The organism is [Phormidium] sp. LEGE 05292 (assembly GCF_015207735.1).
Taxonomy (GTDB): Bacteria; Cyanobacteriota; Cyanobacteriia; order Cyanobacteriales; family Aerosakkonemataceae; genus Floridanema.
Genome location: NZ_JADEWG010000005.1, coordinates 42,374 through 56,898, shown reverse-complemented (window position 1 = coordinate 56,898; position 14,525 = coordinate 42,374). Strand labels below are relative to the sequence as shown.

Sequence of the window (14,525 nt, the reverse complement as noted above, 5' to 3'; positions counted from 1 at the left end):
AGCAACTATCAGAAATCGATCTAACTCCGTTGTTTTTTGAAAGCGAAATCTTACAATCTTTTAATCGTAGTATGCTTTATGGCAACAGAACCTAAACTAATTTATCACGACACTAATGCTCTCGCTTATGTAGCGATCGCACATCATACTGACACCCTTCGAGAAGATCGTCAACCTATTCCCGAACCATCCTTGAAAGCAAAAACAATTTCTGTTGCAACTTAATTCGATCGCAATCTGACTTCTGGAACTAAAGTAATAATGGTTTCTATTAAATCATTGGTTTCTACAGGTTTAGCAAGGTGACGTTGAAAACCAGCAACGATCGCCTTTCGTTGATTAATCTCTCCAGCATAAGCTGTTAGAGCAATAGCCGGAACTTTTCCACCCTGTTCTGGTGGCATTGCCCGAATTTTCTGAATTAGCATATAACCGTCTATTTCTGGCATTCCAATATCACTTACCACCAAGTCTGGTTTTACTTGGGGAAAGATTTTCAGGGCTTCACTAGCAGAAGATACCACAGTTGCGATCGCTCCTGCTTCTTTCAGGATGAAGGCGATCAACTCCCGTGCATCTGGCTCATCATCTATTAACAAAACGCGGATATCTTGTAAAGGATAAAGACCAAGGGATAAAGATGCAAAAGAATTCTTTTCACCTGCGATCTGTTCCCTTTTATCTGTGAGCAGCGGTAGCCTAACAGTAAAAGTCGCCCCTAATTCTTGACCCGGACTTTGGGCTTCAACGGTTCCCCCATGTAATTCAACCAGATGATGAACGATCGCCAACCCCAATCCTAAACCACCAAATCTGCGCGTTGTCGAGCCATCCTCCTGGCGGAAATACTCAAATACGAATGGCAAAAACTCTGGAGTAATGCCTTTGCCTGTATCTCTGACTTGAATTTGAGCATAATTATCGATTTGTGCTAACTCAATCTCTACCTTTCCTCCAGAAGGTGTAAATTTCACGGCATTGGAGAGCAAGTTCCAAATCACCTGTTGCAAACGGGCGGAGTCCCCTATAACCTTTCCGACATCAGGATGAAAAATTGTTTGAATCTCAATCCCCTTTACTTGGGCGGCAAGTCTGACCGTTTCGATCGCAGCTTCAATAGTGTTAACCAGTTTGATTGGCTGGGGGTACAACACCAATTTTCCTTGCAAAATCCGGGAAACATCGAGCAAATCTTCAATTAGTTGACTTTGCAACCGGGCATTGCGCTCTATTGTTGCTAGAGCTTGCTTCGTCTTTTCCTGATCGAGTTTGCCAGATTGCAGAAGCTTTGCCCAACCGAGAATCGGATTTAAAGGCGATCGCAACTCATGAGATAACACGGCAAGAAACTCATCTTTAATCCGATTTGCGGCTTCGGCTTGCTCCCGTGCGGCTTTTTCCCGTGCTAGCAGTTCTTCTCGTTCGGCTTCGGCGCGTTTGCGATCGCTAATATCGATGAAGCTTGCCACCGCTCCCACAATTTGCTCATTATTGAGCAATGGTGCGGCGCTAACCAGAATATCATAGTAGCTGCGATCGTCACGTACCATGCGGGATTCGATCGCATAGCTGACTTCTCCCCGGAGGGCTTTGGAAATTGCATAATCTTCTAAGGTAATCCGCTTGCCATCTGCATCGTGAGCAGTTCCCCAGTTAAACAGATCCAGGTCAAGAGTTGTGTCATTTGGGTCTTGCTGTGCCAGTCGCCTTGCTTCAGGATTGGCAAAAGTTAATTTCCCTTCAGCGTTGCACACAATAATCGCATCAGCAGCATACTTCAGAATTGTTTCCAACAAAAACCTTTGTTCGCGCAGAGCTGCTTCTGCACACTGACGTTCCTCAATCTCCTGTTGTAGTTGCTGATTGACTTGCACCAGTTCCATTGTTCGTGACTCTACTCTTGCTTCGAGTTCATTTTGAAACTGCCTTAATTCTGCTTCAGTTCGGAGGCGTTCCTCTATTTGCCCTTTTAATGCCAGATTCGCTTGCTCTAGTTGAGCAGGGCTAGGCAATGCTAAAGCTTTCGGAACCAGAGGCACAAGTTCTAAAGCTGTATATATTGAGACTAGGGCAGTTCCAGCTTTAATCGCCCCAGATAACCAGTAGGTAGGATACCAAAGCGTCCAAATTTCGGCAAAATGGGTTGTACCGCAGGAAATAATGAAAACTGCAAATAACAAAAATATCCAGTGGAAAGGTAAGTCTTGTCGTTTGCGAACGAAGTAAAACAACGTCAGGGGAATGGAATAGTAGGCAACCCCAATTATGGCATCAGAAATTAAATGCAACCAAACTAAGCCTGGTTTCCAAAGATAACAGTGACCATGAGGAATGAACGAGCCAGAGCCAAATAGATTGATTAGAATGTCGTGCATATTTCGATTGAATAGCAGTTTCAGAGGTTAATAAGCTTTTGCAAAAATTAAATCTAGTATCCCTATATACATATATGCACGATTTCTTACATTTAATCCTACTTTTTTTAAGAAGAATCTCTCCTAAGATAGAGGATTTTGAGAAATTGTATAATTCTTTTTAGTTAAAAATCAAATATAGCAACGAATATTAAAACAATAGTTCTCTACCGAAAGGAAAGTTTTCGGTAGGCGTTTTAACTACAAATCAAGGCAGATAATCAATTAAGTTTACCAAGCGGGATCGACAAATAAATTAATTGTCAATTCTTCCTTTCCTGGGGGAACTGCGGTGATGCAAGCACGAATGAAATTTTCTTCATCTAATTCGACTTCGCAGGCGTGACAGGAACCCATTAAACAACCTGTGGGAATCACCACTCCAGCACGGTTTGCTACTTTTAGTAATGGTTCTCCTACTTCAGCTTCTACGGTAATATTATCGGGAAGAAAAATAATTTTGGTCATTGGTTATTGGTGATTTGTTGGTGTTAATTAACTGGGTAAAATCGGTTTTAAATCGAGGTGAGATTCTACTACATCTGCGATCGCATCTAGCATAGCTTCCCGTTGTTCTCGATAATTGGAAATACCATTGGGCAAAGCGTGTAAACCCCGTTGTTGGCGCAATAAATTTAACCAAGCGCGTCGCCAAGGGCCATTATCAAAAATACCATGTAAATAAGTTCCCAAAACCGATTCTGTGGAGTCAACCATACCTAAATAAGGGTCATCAAATAAAGGTTTAACTCCTTGACTTTCTAATTGACGAGAGCGGCCTTGATGGATTTCGTAACCAGAAATAGGTAAACCGAATTGGGGATAATTAGATGTTACTTGACGCTGACGGACGACTTTTTGCGGTGTAATTAATGTACTTAAAGGTAATAAGCCCAATGCTTCACAACGTTGAGAATCATTACCTTCAATTCCTTCGGGATCGGCGATAACTTTACCTAACATTTGATAACCACCGCAAATTCCCAAAACTGTACCACCGGACGCTACATATTCTTTAATTGCTGTTACCATTCCTGTTTGTTGCAGAATGGTATAGTCAGCAATTGTAGCTTTTGTGCCGGGAATAATTACAGCATCAGGATGACCTAAATCTTGTTTGGGGCTAACATATTTAAGATTAACAGTAGGCTCTGCATCTAAGGGATCGAAATCAGTAAAGTTAGAAATTCTGGGGAGACGAATTACGGCAATTGTAATATCACCTTTAGTTTTTTTGGTAGGACGATCGAATAAATCCAAGGAATCTTCGGCGGGAAAATCGTGTTCAATCCAAGGAATCACGCCAATCACGGGAATGCCTGCGTATTTTTCTAACCATTCCACACCTGATTGTAAAAGGCTGCGTTGTCCGCGAAACTTGTTGATAACTATGCCTTTAATTAATGCTCGTTCTTCTGGTTCTAATAATTGTAATGTACCAACAACATGGGCGAAGGCTCCACCGCGATCGATATCTACAACCAAAATTGTATTAGCATTCAAGTGACGAGCTACCCGCATATTAGTTAAATCGCGGTGTTTCAAGTTAATTTCCGCCGGACTACCAGCACCTTCACAAATTACTAAATCGTATTCTGCACCTAAAGTTTGTAAAGAGTCGGTAATTGCTTGCCAACCTGGTTGAAAATATTGTTCATAGTATTCTAAAGCTGTGGCTCTACCTACAGCTCTGCCTTTAATAATTACCTGAGAGGTCATGTCGCCTTGGGGCTTGAGTAGAATGGGATTCATTTCTACAGCGGGAGTAATGCCAGCTGCCCAAGCTTGGACTGCTTGTGCGTGTCCAATTTCGCCGCCATTGGCGGTGACGTAGGCGTTGAGAGCCATATTTTGACCTTTGAAGGGTGCTAAACGCCAGCCACGTCTGGAGAGGATGCGACAGAGTGCTGCTGTTAGGAGTGATTTTCCTGCGTGGGAGGTAGTGCCCACAACCATAATTGCTTTCATAATTTTTGGGGATTAGGGACTGGGGACTGGGGACTAGGGACTGGGATTCTTTTATATTTAGGTCTTTCAGAAATTAATTAAATTTTCTTATTGCCATAAGTACGAGAGAGTCCAAATTAAAAAGTTTGAGTTATTTTAAAGAGGCAATCTTAGCCAGCGAGTGAAAAACTGATAAATGCGATCGCGCCAAGAAGCTGGGGGTATTTCGTCACCTTGAGTAGATAATTTATCGATGATTTCATGTCCTAGAGGTGTGAGACGAAAGCTATTAGTAATGCCTTGTCCATCTACTTCTCGGCGCAAAATTCCGACTTGAATCAGCCACAGCAATGAGTTATCTGCGATCAATTCTGAGAGTTGGCGTTGTGTGAATTGGTTTTTGCTGCCATTAGCACCAGCAATTTCTTGAAAATCTACACTGCGCGAACGCATGGTTGTAAACAATAGCATTCGGAAAGGGGATACTCGGAGCGATCGCTCTGCACGTTCAATGGTTTTTTGAGAATACGAAAGAGAATTAGTTGCTTTTTGTTTTAGCGAGTTCATTGATAATTTGGAGTTGAGGATCGATCGCTCAATGTTTATTTATTATCATAAGTCTTTTTTGTCTGGAGCAGTTACCGAAGCTAAAAAATTTACTCCTGATGAGAAATGTGAAATCATGTAAAATCCAGATTGAGAAACAATTGATTACTCAGAAGGAAGCTTAAATCATGGCTTTAGCAGTCGGTACGGATGCACCAGCATTTACAGCCAAAGACACGAATGGTAATACTGTTTCACTATCTGACTTTGCTGGGAAAACAGTAGTGTTGTATTTTTATCCAAAAGACGATACTCCTGGCTGTACCAAGCAAGCTTGTAGTTTTCGTGATGCTCAATCAGATTACCAAGGGAAAGATGTGGTGGTGTTAGGAGTCAGCAAAGATGATGAAACTTCGCACCAAGCCTTTACCCAAAAATACAATCTAAATTTTCCCCTTTTAGCTGACACTGATGGAGCAATTATCAAAGCTTACGATGTTGATGGTGGTGGTTATGCCAAGCGTGTTACTTATGTAATTGATGGTAGTGGCAAAATCGTCCATGTTGACGCTGCGGTGAATACTGCAACTCATGCTAGCGATATTTTAGCAACACTTGGTTTGTAGTTTTTGGTGTAGATAAATATCCCAGCGAGATCCCCGACTTCTTGGAGAAGTTGGGGATCTGAGTATAGTTCACTGATTTGGTGTTGTGGTGTTTTCACTAGGAGTTTTGGGGTTTACGCGATCGATCAATTGATCGGGAACTTGCAGACGTTGGCGTTGTCTAGCGCGGAACTGAGTAGCCGCATCATCTAGATTTTCCTTTTGTTCGTTGTTCACATCTTCCATCGATCGATTTAACCCCAAATTAGAGCGATGGATTAAATCAAAAACGCTGAAAGATTGACCAGTTCCACCAGTAAGGGGATCGCCATCTTTTTGAAAATCTTGACTGGGATCGGTATTCAAATTTTGAGCAAAAGTTGCTTCTGGCAATAGCAATATAGAGAAAGTAGTTCCTGCTAATAAACCGAAAGCTATTTTGCTGAGATACTTAAATGACATTTAAAATTTCCTCCTCATTAATTAACATGAAGTTCAGATAATCAGTTATGTTTCCCACAGTAATCAAACCCCACCCCTTAATCCCCTCCCCGTAAACGGGGAGGGGAGACAAAGCATCGCTTTGGCGGGGGTGGGGTTTTCTCTTGTTTCATAAGTAATCAAGCGGACATGATCTTACAGATTAATTTAAGCAAATCTCCGACGTAATAAAGGCTGAATGCTTAAAAATGCTGCCACATCAAGCAATAAAAGTACTAGAAGTGTTCCACCTAATGATACATTACCCCAAGGAGCTTGCATCACTACACTACCAAGACTCCAATCGCTATGCAAATAGAGATAACGAATGGGTTCAATAGCAAAACTTAAGGGATTGAGAGAGGAGATAAATTGCAACCATTTTGGCATAAAAGAAAGGGGAGCCAAAGCCGTACTTGCAAACAACAAAGGTAAGTTAGTTACAAAAATCACTGCTATTAATTCGATGTGTCCGGGTAAAGCAAAAGCCAAACCCAAACTTAAAGCTGTGACACCCAAAACCAACAAAAGAATGATTGTAGCAATCACACTCAAACCCAGGATATCAGGTAAACCTGCACCTAAAAAAGCACTAGTAGCAATGATGGCGATCGTCTGAACAGCACTAAGAGTAATGATAAAGATTGCCGAAGCAAAAACGATCGAATACCGACTAGCCAAAGGTGCAACTAACAAACGGTTCAAAAACCCAAATTCGCGATCGAACATCACAGGCAACCCTGCATTTAGCGCCCCACTAAACGCAGTAAAAACAATCACACCTGCTGCCAAAAACTGACCGTAATTAGTATCATTCCCAAACAAACCCTTGGGAGCATTTTGAAACAAAGCCCCAAACAAAATCAACCAAATCAGAGGTTGAATCACCCCAGCAATCAAAGTAGAAGGGCGACGTTGTAACTGAATAAACAACCGACGAGTCAAAGCCAAAGTTTCCTGAACAAACTCCCCCAAAAACCCAGAAGAACTCCCTTCAGAAACCTTCTCTGACTCAAAACTAACATTAGACTTCGGACTTAAAGTACTACTCATTTTCTTCTCTTTCCTTCGCGTTCTTTGCGTCCTTTGCGGTTCAAAAAAAAATCTTATTTCATACTTTGCTTTTTCTCAGCCTTCAAATCCCGACTACTAACAGCCGCCAACTCAGCATCCATCAAAGTTTTACCAGTAGCCGCCAGATAAACATCATCCAAACTAGGGCGAGATTGAGCAATTCCAAAAGTAGGCAAACCAGCCGCTTGTAGAGCTTGCTGAATCACAATTAAAGCATCATTTTGCGGAGTTACCACCAAATTCAAAGAATTACCTTGAGCGTTATTAATAATCACCTCTTGCACAAAAGGCAGAGATTTCAACATATCTTTAGCCTTTTCTGCTTCTTCCATTGGGGAAAACTCACGGATGCGGAGAGTAACGCGATCGCCACCCACGCGATCCTTCAACTGCGAAGGCGTACCGGAAGCGATGACCACACCTTGATCGATGATGGCGACGCGATCGGCTAAAGCATCAACCTCTTCCAGATAGTGACTAGTGAGCAACACCGTAGTTCCCGCATCGCGCAACTGACGCAAGATATCCCACATTACCACTCTACTTTCGATATCTAATCCTACCGTTGGTTCGTCCAAAACCAAAAGATCCGGTTTGTGCAATAATCCTGCTGCCAAGTCTAACCGCTTGCGGATACCACCGGAATAAGTGCCAGATTTTTGATCGGCGTATTCCTGCAAACCCAAAGTATCGATCATTGCGTCGATCCGTTCTTTGCCAAACTTACCCGGTAAATGGTAGAGTGCGGCTTGCAGTTGCAACAGTTCTCTTCCGGTGAGAATTTTGTCGAGGGCGACTTCTTGGGCGACGTAGCCGATGCGTTGACGCGCCTGCTTGGGGTTGTTAATCACCGAAATGCCGGAAACCTCGATTTTGCCTGCATCTGGCATCGCCAAGGTACACAGACATCTAATTGTAGTAGTTTTGCCTGCACCGTTTGGCCCCAAAAGACCAAAGATTTCTCCCGGTTCTACTTGAAAGGATACATCCTTCACGGCTTTGGTGTTGCCGTAGCTTTTTTGGAGATTTTGGATAATCACTGCGGGAGCCATAGTTGTCCCAATTTAATAATTCGCAACAATCTTTACATTTTATTGTAGCGGGGTTGAGTTGTGAGTTAAGGAAGCTGTGCGTTAATCAAATGCGATCGCACCTTTAGCTAGCTCATGAGATAGACGAAGGTGAAATCGCATTTTTCCGAATTAAAAAATTAGTGCTACAACTACTTTAATTGTTGCTGTGGCATAGGCCAATCATTGCATAGTGCTATTAGCTCTACTGGAAAAGGAAGTTCTTTAACATCCTCAATAGCCATTTTTCGCTCCCAACTCTTTCGATCGGGTATCCATTTAAAGCCTACACACTTTGCCTGCTCTCTGTCTTTATAATCTACAAGAGCGCGAAAAAGTGCTTTAGGTCTTAAGGCTTTTTCAAACATAGCCTGTAAGTTTTCCATGCGATTAAAAAGATCTGCAATTAATTGGCATTGACTCAATGCTCTATGGGGTTCAAAAACCGCTATATCATGTGCTATTGCTAAACTTATTAAAGATCTACCGTACTTGGTTTGACGAGGCCAGCAAAAATCTTCATCCGTACATAACCATGAAAGTGGTTTACCTTGAGAGTTTAATAGAAGAGGTAAAGCGCTACTTCCATTTTCAAAAGAGCCAAACCAATTCTTATGAAATTTAGCATTGTGGGCTACAATAAAATCCCCTTGTTCAGCCATAGCAGTAACTATTGATACTCCCCATGCAGCTTGTTTAACCTTTATTTCGCTTAATGCCTCTGGGTTAATTCTGTTGAAATGTTCTGTTGGATTACTATTTGCTCGAAGAACCGTAGAAAATTGCTGAATAGTAGTTTGATGCTTCACTGAATAAAGGATTGCTCCAATTTCTACTACTTGTCCTTGCTTATGTTCAAGGTCTGTAGTTTCCGTATCTATGATTAAAACCTGTTCGGGTACGGGAAGCCCAGCTTTAGAGAACTTGGATGAGAAATGGTTCATAATAAAAAAAGTAAAAAAAACAAGTTTGCCTACCAGCTATTACGCTTGGGGGCATTTTTTTTGGCTGTTTAGCCTACCAACATAATTGAGCTTAGTTGATTAACATTGCTTTTGTCAACACTAGAGTAATTTTAATTTACTAGCGCATACTACACTAGCGAATGCTATATTCGCTAGTGTAGATAGTAGACTGACATCAGTAATAGAGACAAAGATGAAAAAGATTCGCTGTAGGCTCAAAGAGTTAATAGAAAAACACGGTCTGTCCCAATCACAGCTTGCTAAAGAGACTAATCTAAGCATCAATGCGATAAGCAGACTTTATAAGGAGGAATTTGACCGGATTGACTGTAACACGGCTGCTGTCTTGTGTAATCACTTTCGCTGTGATATCGCAGATCTGTTTTTTATAGAGACTTCGGAACGATTGACAGCAGAAGAATTTCAAAAGCAATATCTAAGCGGCAAGAGAGATTTTTCAGGAGTAAATCTTGGTGCAGTTGATTTGAGCAACTTTGACTTAGCAAAAGCTGATCTAACAAGGTCTAACCTAAAATCTACTATCTTAAAAGAGGCTAATTTAACAAGGGTACATCTAACAAGAGCTACCTTGGAAGGAGCTATTTTAATTAAGGCAAACCTGAGCGAAGCAAATTTAGATGAAGCAGACCTGACACGCTCATGTTTAGAAGAGGCAATATTGTATGCAGTTAATCTCAGAGGTACAAAGCTTACTTTTGCTAATTTAGCTTATGCAAAGCTGATATATGGTGAACTAACTGCGATTGATATTAGTGATGCTTGTTTGGAAAATGCAGAGTTGAATTGGGCAAATTTAAATCAAGCAATTTTGAGACGCACAAAGTTAAATAATGCCAAATTGGTTAGAGCAAATTTAAGAAACGCAGACCTAACTGGTGCTGAATTGAGAGAGGCAGATCTAAGATGTACAGACCTAAGTGAAGCAAATCTGAGTAGTGCTGATCTCAGAAGAATTAATTTAGAAGCGAGTTGTTTGATTGGTGCTAACTTAAGCGATACCGACTTAACTGGTGCAAATTTAAGTAATGCTGATCTCAGCGATGCGAAAATAAGTAACGCTAACCTAAGAGTTATAAATCTTAAGAATGCCTCCCTACGTGGTGCTGATATGAGAAATACTGACCTGGGGAGAACCTATCAAAAAGATACTGCTTCACGAGCAATTCTATGTGGTGCTGACTTAAGCGGTGCCGACTTAAGTGGTGCTGATTTAAATTATGCCGACTTGAGTGATACTAACTTAAGCGGTGCTATTCTAAACAGAACTAATCTGAGGGGAGCAACTATGCCTGATGGCACAGTTTATGATTCAAGTAGACATCAAGAATTTGAATATTCAAGCAAGCTTGAACAAGAACTAGAGGAGTTTTAAGCTATTAGAAGTTCTAAGCTATTAGAATTTAATAATACTCGCAACAGGAACTAAAATAATGAAATGGCGCGTCATCATTGAACCAGATCCAGAAACGGGAGATTATGCGGTTTGGTGTCCAGAATTACCTGGTTGTACTTCCGCAGGAGAAAGTCAACAAGAAGCTTTAGAAAATATTCGTGAAGCTATTGAACTTTATTTACAACCTGATGCGATCGTTGCAGAGGTTAATGGCATTTTCCGTTATTATTAAATTGCGATCGCTCAAATAATCCCACTATGACTGAAATTGTATTTTTAGTAGAAGATGATCCAGACGGCGGGTACAATGCTCAAGCTTTAGGCGAATCAATTTTCACTCAAGCTGATAATTTAGAAACTTTACGAGAAATGGTTCGTGATGCTGTTCGCTGTCATTTTACTGATGAAAAAAATCGCCCTAAAGTCATTCGTTTACATATAGTCCGTGATGAGGTATTTGCTTCGTGAAACTTCCACGAGACTTGTCTGGTGAAGAGTTAGTTAAAGTTCTTGCTCGTTTAGGTTATGAAGTTAGCCATCAAACGGGTAGTCACATTCGTTTAACTACTCAACAAAATGGTGAACATCATGTTACAGTTCCGGCACACGATCCTATTAAAGTAGGTACGCTTAAAGCTATACTGCGAGATATTGCAACTCATGCTGGTATAACTCGTGAAGAGTTACTAGCGCAGCTATTTTCCTAAAAGCTACCAATCATCTTAAGGAACCAAACTAATGAAATGGCGCGTCATCATTGAACCAGATCCAGAAACGAGAGATTATGCGGTTTGGTGTCCAGAATTACCTGGTTGTACTTCCGCAGGCGAGACTCAACAGGAAGCTTTAGAAAATATTCGTGAAGCTATTGAACTTTATTTACAACCTGATGCGATCGACTTACCAGCAGAGGCGATCGTTGCAGAGGTTAATGTTTAATGAGTAGTCGCATCCGTCGTCTCACTGCTAAGGAAGTTGAACATCTACTTTATCGGGATTTAAATAAATATGCTGAAATGGTGCGTTACGTTGTCACGCTTCGCACCCTACGAATAGTATTTAGCTTCTAGTTGCTAAAAGCGTCTTTGATGCCTTCAACAGTGCGCTCAAAAACATTGGTTGATTTGTCGATCGCTTCTTGAGTTTTTGCTGCGTGTTCATCAGCTGTTTGTTCGATGCGATCGCGATCTCTCTTTGCTTTCCGCTCAATGAAACTACCGCTGTCTGTTGATTCATCAACTTTTTTCGCATTTTCATTTGCGGTTTTCTTCACTTTGTCAGCTGCATCTCTGACAAAATCCTTATGTGCTTCAGCAAATTCACTGGGATTATCTGCTACTGCAATTAAGCTTGTTACAGGTGCAGCGATGGCGGCGCTGTTGGTGAGGAATGCACCTTGCCAAGTGAAGGCGATCGCACACACACAAAACAGAACTGTAGCCATTCTCCGTGCTACTTTTGTAAAATAATTTAGTTTCATAGAATACAACTCCATGAGATTTAATATCTTATTTCTACTTGATCTAATTCAGGAGTAAACCGTTCTCTAGATGGAGATTCTTTTGTCGTAAGTTATTACTTAAATTCCCTCTTTTGGTGGATAGATTTAATGAACATTTTGTAATTATTCTTGGCTGTTTTGCCCAAGTTAGTTATTACTAAATGGCGATCGATCGAATCATCATAACTATCGCTGAAATTGTATTTTTAGTCGCAGATGATAAACGAATTTGTAAATTAACTCCAAGCGCGACGATATTGAACGGGAGATGGGACTGATTGATGTAACTGTTTTGCCGCCCGCATTGCCCAGTAAGGATCGCGCAACATTTCTCTAGCCAGTAACACTATATCTGCTTGACCTGTACGGATGATATGGTCTGCTTGTGCGGGTGAGGTAATCAAGCCAACTGCTCCTGTAGCGATGTTTGCTTCTCGACGGATGCGATCGGCAAAAGGAGTTTGATAGCCTGCACCTGTTGGAATTTGTTCACCTGGCACAATGGCACCCGATGAACAATCGATTAGATCCACGCCTAAAGAGCTTAATTTACTGCACAGTTCCACACTTTGTTCGATATCCCAACCATTAGGCACCCAATCGGTAGCAGAGATCCGCACCCAAAGCGGAGTTCGATCGGGCAGAACATCTCGCACCGCTTGCACAACTTCACACAAAAACCGAATCCGATTCTCAAAACTTCCACCGTACTCATCGGTTCGATGATTGCTCAAGGGAGAGAGAAATTCATGGAGCAAGTAGCCATGAGCAGCATGAATCTCAACTAAGTCGAATCCGGCTGTTAGGGAGCGTTTAGCCGCAGCTACGAAGGATTGAGTTAGCTTTTGGATGGCTTCGGTGCTCAGTGCGATCGGATCGGGGCGATCGGGCTTAAAGGGAATGGCACTGGGCGCAACTACCGCCCATCCTCCTTGGGATTCGGGAATCACATTTCCGCCTTCCCAGGGTGGAGAGGTGCTGGCTTTGCGACCTGCGTGAGCCAGTTGAGTTCCCACGATCGCACCGTTACCATGAATTAACTCGACAATTCGTGCCAACTTTTCGATATGTGCATCTTGCCAGATTCCCAAATCTTGCGGTGTGATTCTTCCTTCCGGCTCTACTGCTGCCGCCTCAGTAATCAAAAACCCCGCCCCTCCTACGGCTCGGCTGACGAGGTGAACCAAATGCCAGTCATTGGCAAATCCATCTTGGCTGGAATATTGACACATGGGAGAAACTGCAATGCGATTCCGAGAAGTAACGCCACGTTGATGAAATGGCTCAAATAAATGGGGCATGGTTGGGAATTTCTAACTCAGAGAAGTACTTCTTTATTAAAAGCCTTGAACGCCGAAATGGTTCATAATCTCGGTCTACCTTCGGAAGGATTTTGGTTCTACGAAAGCAGTAAAGATGGCTACAGAAAAATTGAAAACCCGCAACCAAAGGCGGGTTATCTTAATTTAATTCCTAATTTTACAACTACTGCAAAATTGGAATGGCGCTAATTATGGTTTGTAAACTGCCCGCCAAAGTTGCGGTTAAAGCATGAGTTTCAGGTAAGGTATCAACGACAATTCCTAAACACAACAGCATCATGTAGATGATGGAGTATTTAAAGGTCGATCGTGCTAAAGGAATATCACTGGGATTGTGTAATAATTGCCAAGATTTCTGAATGAATTTCCAGCCTAAAATTGTTGCGATCGCACCATAAACTATTCCCACTGTTCCCAAAGGATAAATTAGCAGAAAACTTGATGCCACCATGATTAAAGTGTAAATCCAAATTTGCCTGGTTGTCTCTTCTTCTCCTACGATTACGGGTAACATCGGAATGCCAACTTTGGCGTAATCTTCCCGAATCATTAATGCTAATGCCCAAAAATGTGGGGGTGTCCACAAGAAAACTATGGCAAATAACATCCAGGCTGACCAGCTTAAATCACCTGTTACCGCTGCCCATCCTACTAAAGCGGGAATAGCGCCAGCAGCACCACCAATGACGATATTTTGGGTAGTATGACGTTTGAGTAAATGGGTGTAAACTGCCATGTAGAAAACTATGCCGGACATTGCTAACAAAGCGGCTAATAAATTGGCGAAAACTGTTAGCAAGGTGAAGGATAAAACCCCAAGGACGATCGCAAAAATAAGTGCATGGCGCGTTTGAACTTTTCCCGAAGGAATGGGACGCTTGCGGGTGCGTTCCATTGTATAGTCAATATCGCGATCGTAAATGCAATTTAAGGTTTGGGCTGATGCTGCTGCGAGAGTTCCCCCTAGTAAAGTTACTACTAACAAAAAGGGATCGACTCTGCCATTTGATGCCATCCACATACTAGCTGCTGTGGTAATTAATAGTAGTGGAATAATCCGGGGTTTCGTCAATTGGTAATAGCTTTGGATTACTTCTTTAAAGTTTTGATGCTGACGAGAAACCCCAGTTGCAATAAGTTCTTGCATGAATTCTAATGTCCTTTGATAATTACTAATTACTAACAGG

General features: G+C 41.8%; 20 protein-coding genes. 9 read left to right on the top strand and 11 right to left on the bottom strand.

The genetic code is table 11. The annotated features are described in order from the left end of the window. Positions 1–78 precede the first annotated feature (78 nt). A complete protein-coding gene (locus IQ264_RS03030) occupies positions 79–225 on the top strand; it encodes a hypothetical protein (RefSeq protein ID WP_193978468.1) in 147 nt (48 codons plus the stop codon). On the opposite strand, the gene IQ264_RS03025 is transcribed toward IQ264_RS03030, so the two are convergent. The 4 genes from IQ264_RS03025 to IQ264_RS03010 all read right to left on the bottom strand — a co-directional run bounded on the left by IQ264_RS03025 (position 222) and on the right by IQ264_RS03010 (position 4,928). After that, positions 222–2,375, bottom strand: a complete 2,154-nt coding sequence (locus IQ264_RS03025) for a hybrid sensor histidine kinase/response regulator (protein WP_193978466.1) — start codon at positions 2,373–2,375, stop codon at positions 222–224. The genes IQ264_RS03030 and IQ264_RS03025 overlap by 4 nt on opposite strands. A gap of 270 nt (positions 2,376–2,645) precedes the next feature. After that, positions 2,646–2,882: a 2Fe-2S iron-sulfur cluster-binding protein gene (locus IQ264_RS03020; protein ID WP_193978464.1), complete on the bottom strand. Its 237-nt coding sequence runs from the start codon at positions 2,880–2,882 to the stop codon at positions 2,646–2,648. A 27-nt stretch (positions 2,883–2,909) separates the two neighbouring features. After that, complete coding sequence (cobQ, locus tag IQ264_RS03015) at positions 2,910–4,382, bottom strand: cobyric acid synthase CobQ (RefSeq protein ID WP_193978462.1); 1,473 nt, start codon at positions 4,380–4,382, stop codon at positions 2,910–2,912. Positions 4,383–4,517: 135 nt separating this feature from the next. Further along, a complete protein-coding gene (locus tag IQ264_RS03010) occupies positions 4,518–4,928 on the bottom strand; it encodes an Npun_F0494 family protein (RefSeq protein ID WP_193978460.1) in 411 nt (136 codons plus the stop codon). Between the two features lie 167 nt (positions 4,929–5,095). Here IQ264_RS03010 and IQ264_RS03005 point away from each other — a divergent pair, with 167 nt between their 5' ends. Continuing rightward, positions 5,096–5,533: a peroxiredoxin gene (locus tag IQ264_RS03005; RefSeq protein ID WP_193978458.1), complete on the top strand. Its 438-nt coding sequence runs from the start codon at positions 5,096–5,098 to the stop codon at positions 5,531–5,533. Between the two features lie 69 nt (positions 5,534–5,602). Here IQ264_RS03005 and IQ264_RS03000 read toward each other — a convergent pair whose 3' ends face one another. From IQ264_RS03000 to IQ264_RS02985, 4 genes are all read right to left on the bottom strand, one after another. After that, positions 5,603–5,974: a hypothetical protein gene (locus tag IQ264_RS03000; protein ID WP_193978456.1), complete on the bottom strand. Its 372-nt coding sequence runs from the start codon at positions 5,972–5,974 to the stop codon at positions 5,603–5,605. Between the two features lie 186 nt (positions 5,975–6,160). Beyond that, on the bottom strand, positions 6,161–7,045 hold the full coding sequence (locus IQ264_RS02995; RefSeq protein WP_193978454.1) for an ABC transporter permease: 885 nt from the start codon (positions 7,043–7,045) through the stop codon (positions 6,161–6,163). Positions 7,046–7,098: 53 nt separating this feature from the next. Next, on the bottom strand, positions 7,099–8,118 hold the full coding sequence (locus tag IQ264_RS02990) for an ABC transporter ATP-binding protein (protein ID WP_193978452.1): 1,020 nt from the start codon (positions 8,116–8,118) through the stop codon (positions 7,099–7,101). Between the two features lie 170 nt (positions 8,119–8,288). Then, the gene (locus IQ264_RS02985; protein ID WP_193978450.1) at positions 8,289–9,080 is read right to left on the bottom strand and encodes a 3'-5' exonuclease; all 792 of its coding nucleotides are present in this window, start codon (positions 9,078–9,080) and stop codon (positions 8,289–8,291) included. 214 nt (positions 9,081–9,294) lie between these two features. Between IQ264_RS02985 and IQ264_RS02980 the strand changes: the two genes are divergently transcribed. The 6 genes from IQ264_RS02980 to IQ264_RS33365 are packed head-to-tail and all read left to right on the top strand — an operon-like array spanning position 9,295 to position 11,585. Continuing rightward, complete coding sequence (locus IQ264_RS02980; protein ID WP_193978448.1) at positions 9,295–10,494, top strand: pentapeptide repeat-containing protein; 1,200 nt, start codon at positions 9,295–9,297, stop codon at positions 10,492–10,494. Between the two features lie 58 nt (positions 10,495–10,552). Further along, positions 10,553–10,747 (top strand): type II toxin-antitoxin system HicB family antitoxin, encoded by a 195-nt coding sequence (locus IQ264_RS02975; RefSeq protein WP_193978446.1) that lies wholly within the window; start codon positions 10,553–10,555, stop codon positions 10,745–10,747. Positions 10,748–10,773: 26 nt separating this feature from the next. Further along, positions 10,774–10,983 (top strand): 2-oxoisovalerate dehydrogenase, encoded by a 210-nt coding sequence (locus IQ264_RS02970; RefSeq protein WP_193978444.1) that lies wholly within the window; start codon positions 10,774–10,776, stop codon positions 10,981–10,983. Then, positions 10,980–11,222, top strand: a complete 243-nt coding sequence (locus IQ264_RS02965; RefSeq protein ID WP_193978441.1) for a type II toxin-antitoxin system HicA family toxin — start codon at positions 10,980–10,982, stop codon at positions 11,220–11,222. The genes IQ264_RS02970 and IQ264_RS02965 overlap by 4 nt, the downstream gene beginning before the upstream one ends. 31 nt (positions 11,223–11,253) lie before the next feature. Next, entirely contained in the window at positions 11,254–11,454 is a 201-nt protein-coding gene (locus IQ264_RS02960; protein WP_193978439.1) for a type II toxin-antitoxin system HicB family antitoxin, read from the top strand. Then, positions 11,454–11,585, top strand: a complete 132-nt coding sequence (locus tag IQ264_RS33365) for a hypothetical protein (protein WP_265583017.1) — start codon at positions 11,454–11,456, stop codon at positions 11,583–11,585. Before IQ264_RS02960 ends, IQ264_RS33365 begins: the two co-directional genes overlap by 1 nt. On the opposite strand, the gene IQ264_RS02955 is transcribed toward IQ264_RS33365, so the two are convergent. Together IQ264_RS02955 and IQ264_RS02950 are read right to left on the bottom strand one after the other, a co-directional pair. Next, positions 11,582–11,959, bottom strand: a complete 378-nt coding sequence (locus IQ264_RS02955) for a hypothetical protein (protein WP_228061241.1) — start codon at positions 11,957–11,959, stop codon at positions 11,582–11,584. The genes IQ264_RS33365 and IQ264_RS02955 overlap by 4 nt on opposite strands. 293 nt (positions 11,960–12,252) lie before the next feature. After that, positions 12,253–13,317, bottom strand: a complete 1,065-nt coding sequence (locus IQ264_RS02950; protein WP_193978435.1) for an NADH:flavin oxidoreductase/NADH oxidase — start codon at positions 13,315–13,317, stop codon at positions 12,253–12,255. Here IQ264_RS02950 and IQ264_RS02945 point away from each other — a divergent pair. After that, positions 13,309–13,527 carry a hypothetical protein gene (locus IQ264_RS02945; protein WP_193978433.1) on the top strand — a complete coding sequence of 73 codons (219 nt, stop codon included), beginning with the start codon at positions 13,309–13,311 and terminating at the stop codon, positions 13,525–13,527. The two genes, IQ264_RS02950 and IQ264_RS02945, sit on opposite strands and share 9 nt — an antisense overlap. On the opposite strand, the gene IQ264_RS02940 is transcribed toward IQ264_RS02945, so the two are convergent. After that, on the bottom strand, positions 13,502–14,485 hold the full coding sequence (locus IQ264_RS02940) for a heme o synthase (protein ID WP_193978431.1): 984 nt from the start codon (positions 14,483–14,485) through the stop codon (positions 13,502–13,504). The two genes, IQ264_RS02945 and IQ264_RS02940, sit on opposite strands and share 26 nt — an antisense overlap. Between the last annotated feature and the right edge of the window lie 40 nt (positions 14,486–14,525).

Bases quoted from the DNA above. Each gene is read 5' to 3' on its own strand.
- IQ264_RS02960 (WP_193978439.1), top strand. From the start codon at position 11,254: ATGAAATGGCGCGTCATCATTGAACCAGATCCAGAAACGAGAGATTAT.
- IQ264_RS02940 (WP_193978431.1), bottom strand. From the start codon at position 14,485: ATGCAAGAACTTATTGCAACTGGGGTTTCTCGTCAGCATCAAAACTTT.
- IQ264_RS02980 (WP_193978448.1), top strand. From the start codon at position 9,295: ATGAAAAAGATTCGCTGTAGGCTCAAAGAGTTAATAGAAAAACACGGT.
- IQ264_RS03010 (WP_193978460.1), bottom strand. From the start codon at position 4,928: ATGAACTCGCTAAAACAAAAAGCAACTAATTCTCTTTCGTATTCTCAA.
- IQ264_RS03005 (WP_193978458.1), top strand. From the start codon at position 5,096: ATGGCTTTAGCAGTCGGTACGGATGCACCAGCATTTACAGCCAAAGAC.
- IQ264_RS02995 (WP_193978454.1), bottom strand. From the start codon at position 7,045: ATGAGTAGTACTTTAAGTCCGAAGTCTAATGTTAGTTTTGAGTCAGAG.
- IQ264_RS02950 (WP_193978435.1), bottom strand. From the start codon at position 13,317: ATGCCCCATTTATTTGAGCCATTTCATCAACGTGGCGTTACTTCTCGG.
- IQ264_RS33365 (WP_265583017.1), top strand. From the start codon at position 11,454: ATGAGTAGTCGCATCCGTCGTCTCACTGCTAAGGAAGTTGAACATCTA.
- IQ264_RS03020 (WP_193978464.1), bottom strand. From the start codon at position 2,882: ATGACCAAAATTATTTTTCTTCCCGATAATATTACCGTAGAAGCTGAA.
- cobQ (WP_193978462.1), bottom strand. From the start codon at position 4,382: ATGAAAGCAATTATGGTTGTGGGCACTACCTCCCACGCAGGAAAATCA.
- IQ264_RS03000 (WP_193978456.1), bottom strand. From the start codon at position 5,974: ATGTCATTTAAGTATCTCAGCAAAATAGCTTTCGGTTTATTAGCAGGA.
- IQ264_RS02985 (WP_193978450.1), bottom strand. From the start codon at position 9,080: ATGAACCATTTCTCATCCAAGTTCTCTAAAGCTGGGCTTCCCGTACCC.
- IQ264_RS02955 (WP_228061241.1), bottom strand. From the start codon at position 11,959: ATGGCTACAGTTCTGTTTTGTGTGTGTGCGATCGCCTTCACTTGGCAA.
- IQ264_RS03025 (WP_193978466.1), bottom strand. From the start codon at position 2,375: ATGCACGACATTCTAATCAATCTATTTGGCTCTGGCTCGTTCATTCCT.
- IQ264_RS02975 (WP_193978446.1), top strand. From the start codon at position 10,553: ATGAAATGGCGCGTCATCATTGAACCAGATCCAGAAACGGGAGATTAT.
- IQ264_RS02990 (WP_193978452.1), bottom strand. From the start codon at position 8,118: ATGGCTCCCGCAGTGATTATCCAAAATCTCCAAAAAAGCTACGGCAAC.
- IQ264_RS03030 (WP_193978468.1), top strand. From the start codon at position 79: ATGGCAACAGAACCTAAACTAATTTATCACGACACTAATGCTCTCGCT.
- IQ264_RS02945 (WP_193978433.1), top strand. From the start codon at position 13,309: ATGGGGCATGGTTGGGAATTTCTAACTCAGAGAAGTACTTCTTTATTA.
- IQ264_RS02970 (WP_193978444.1), top strand. From the start codon at position 10,774: ATGACTGAAATTGTATTTTTAGTAGAAGATGATCCAGACGGCGGGTAC.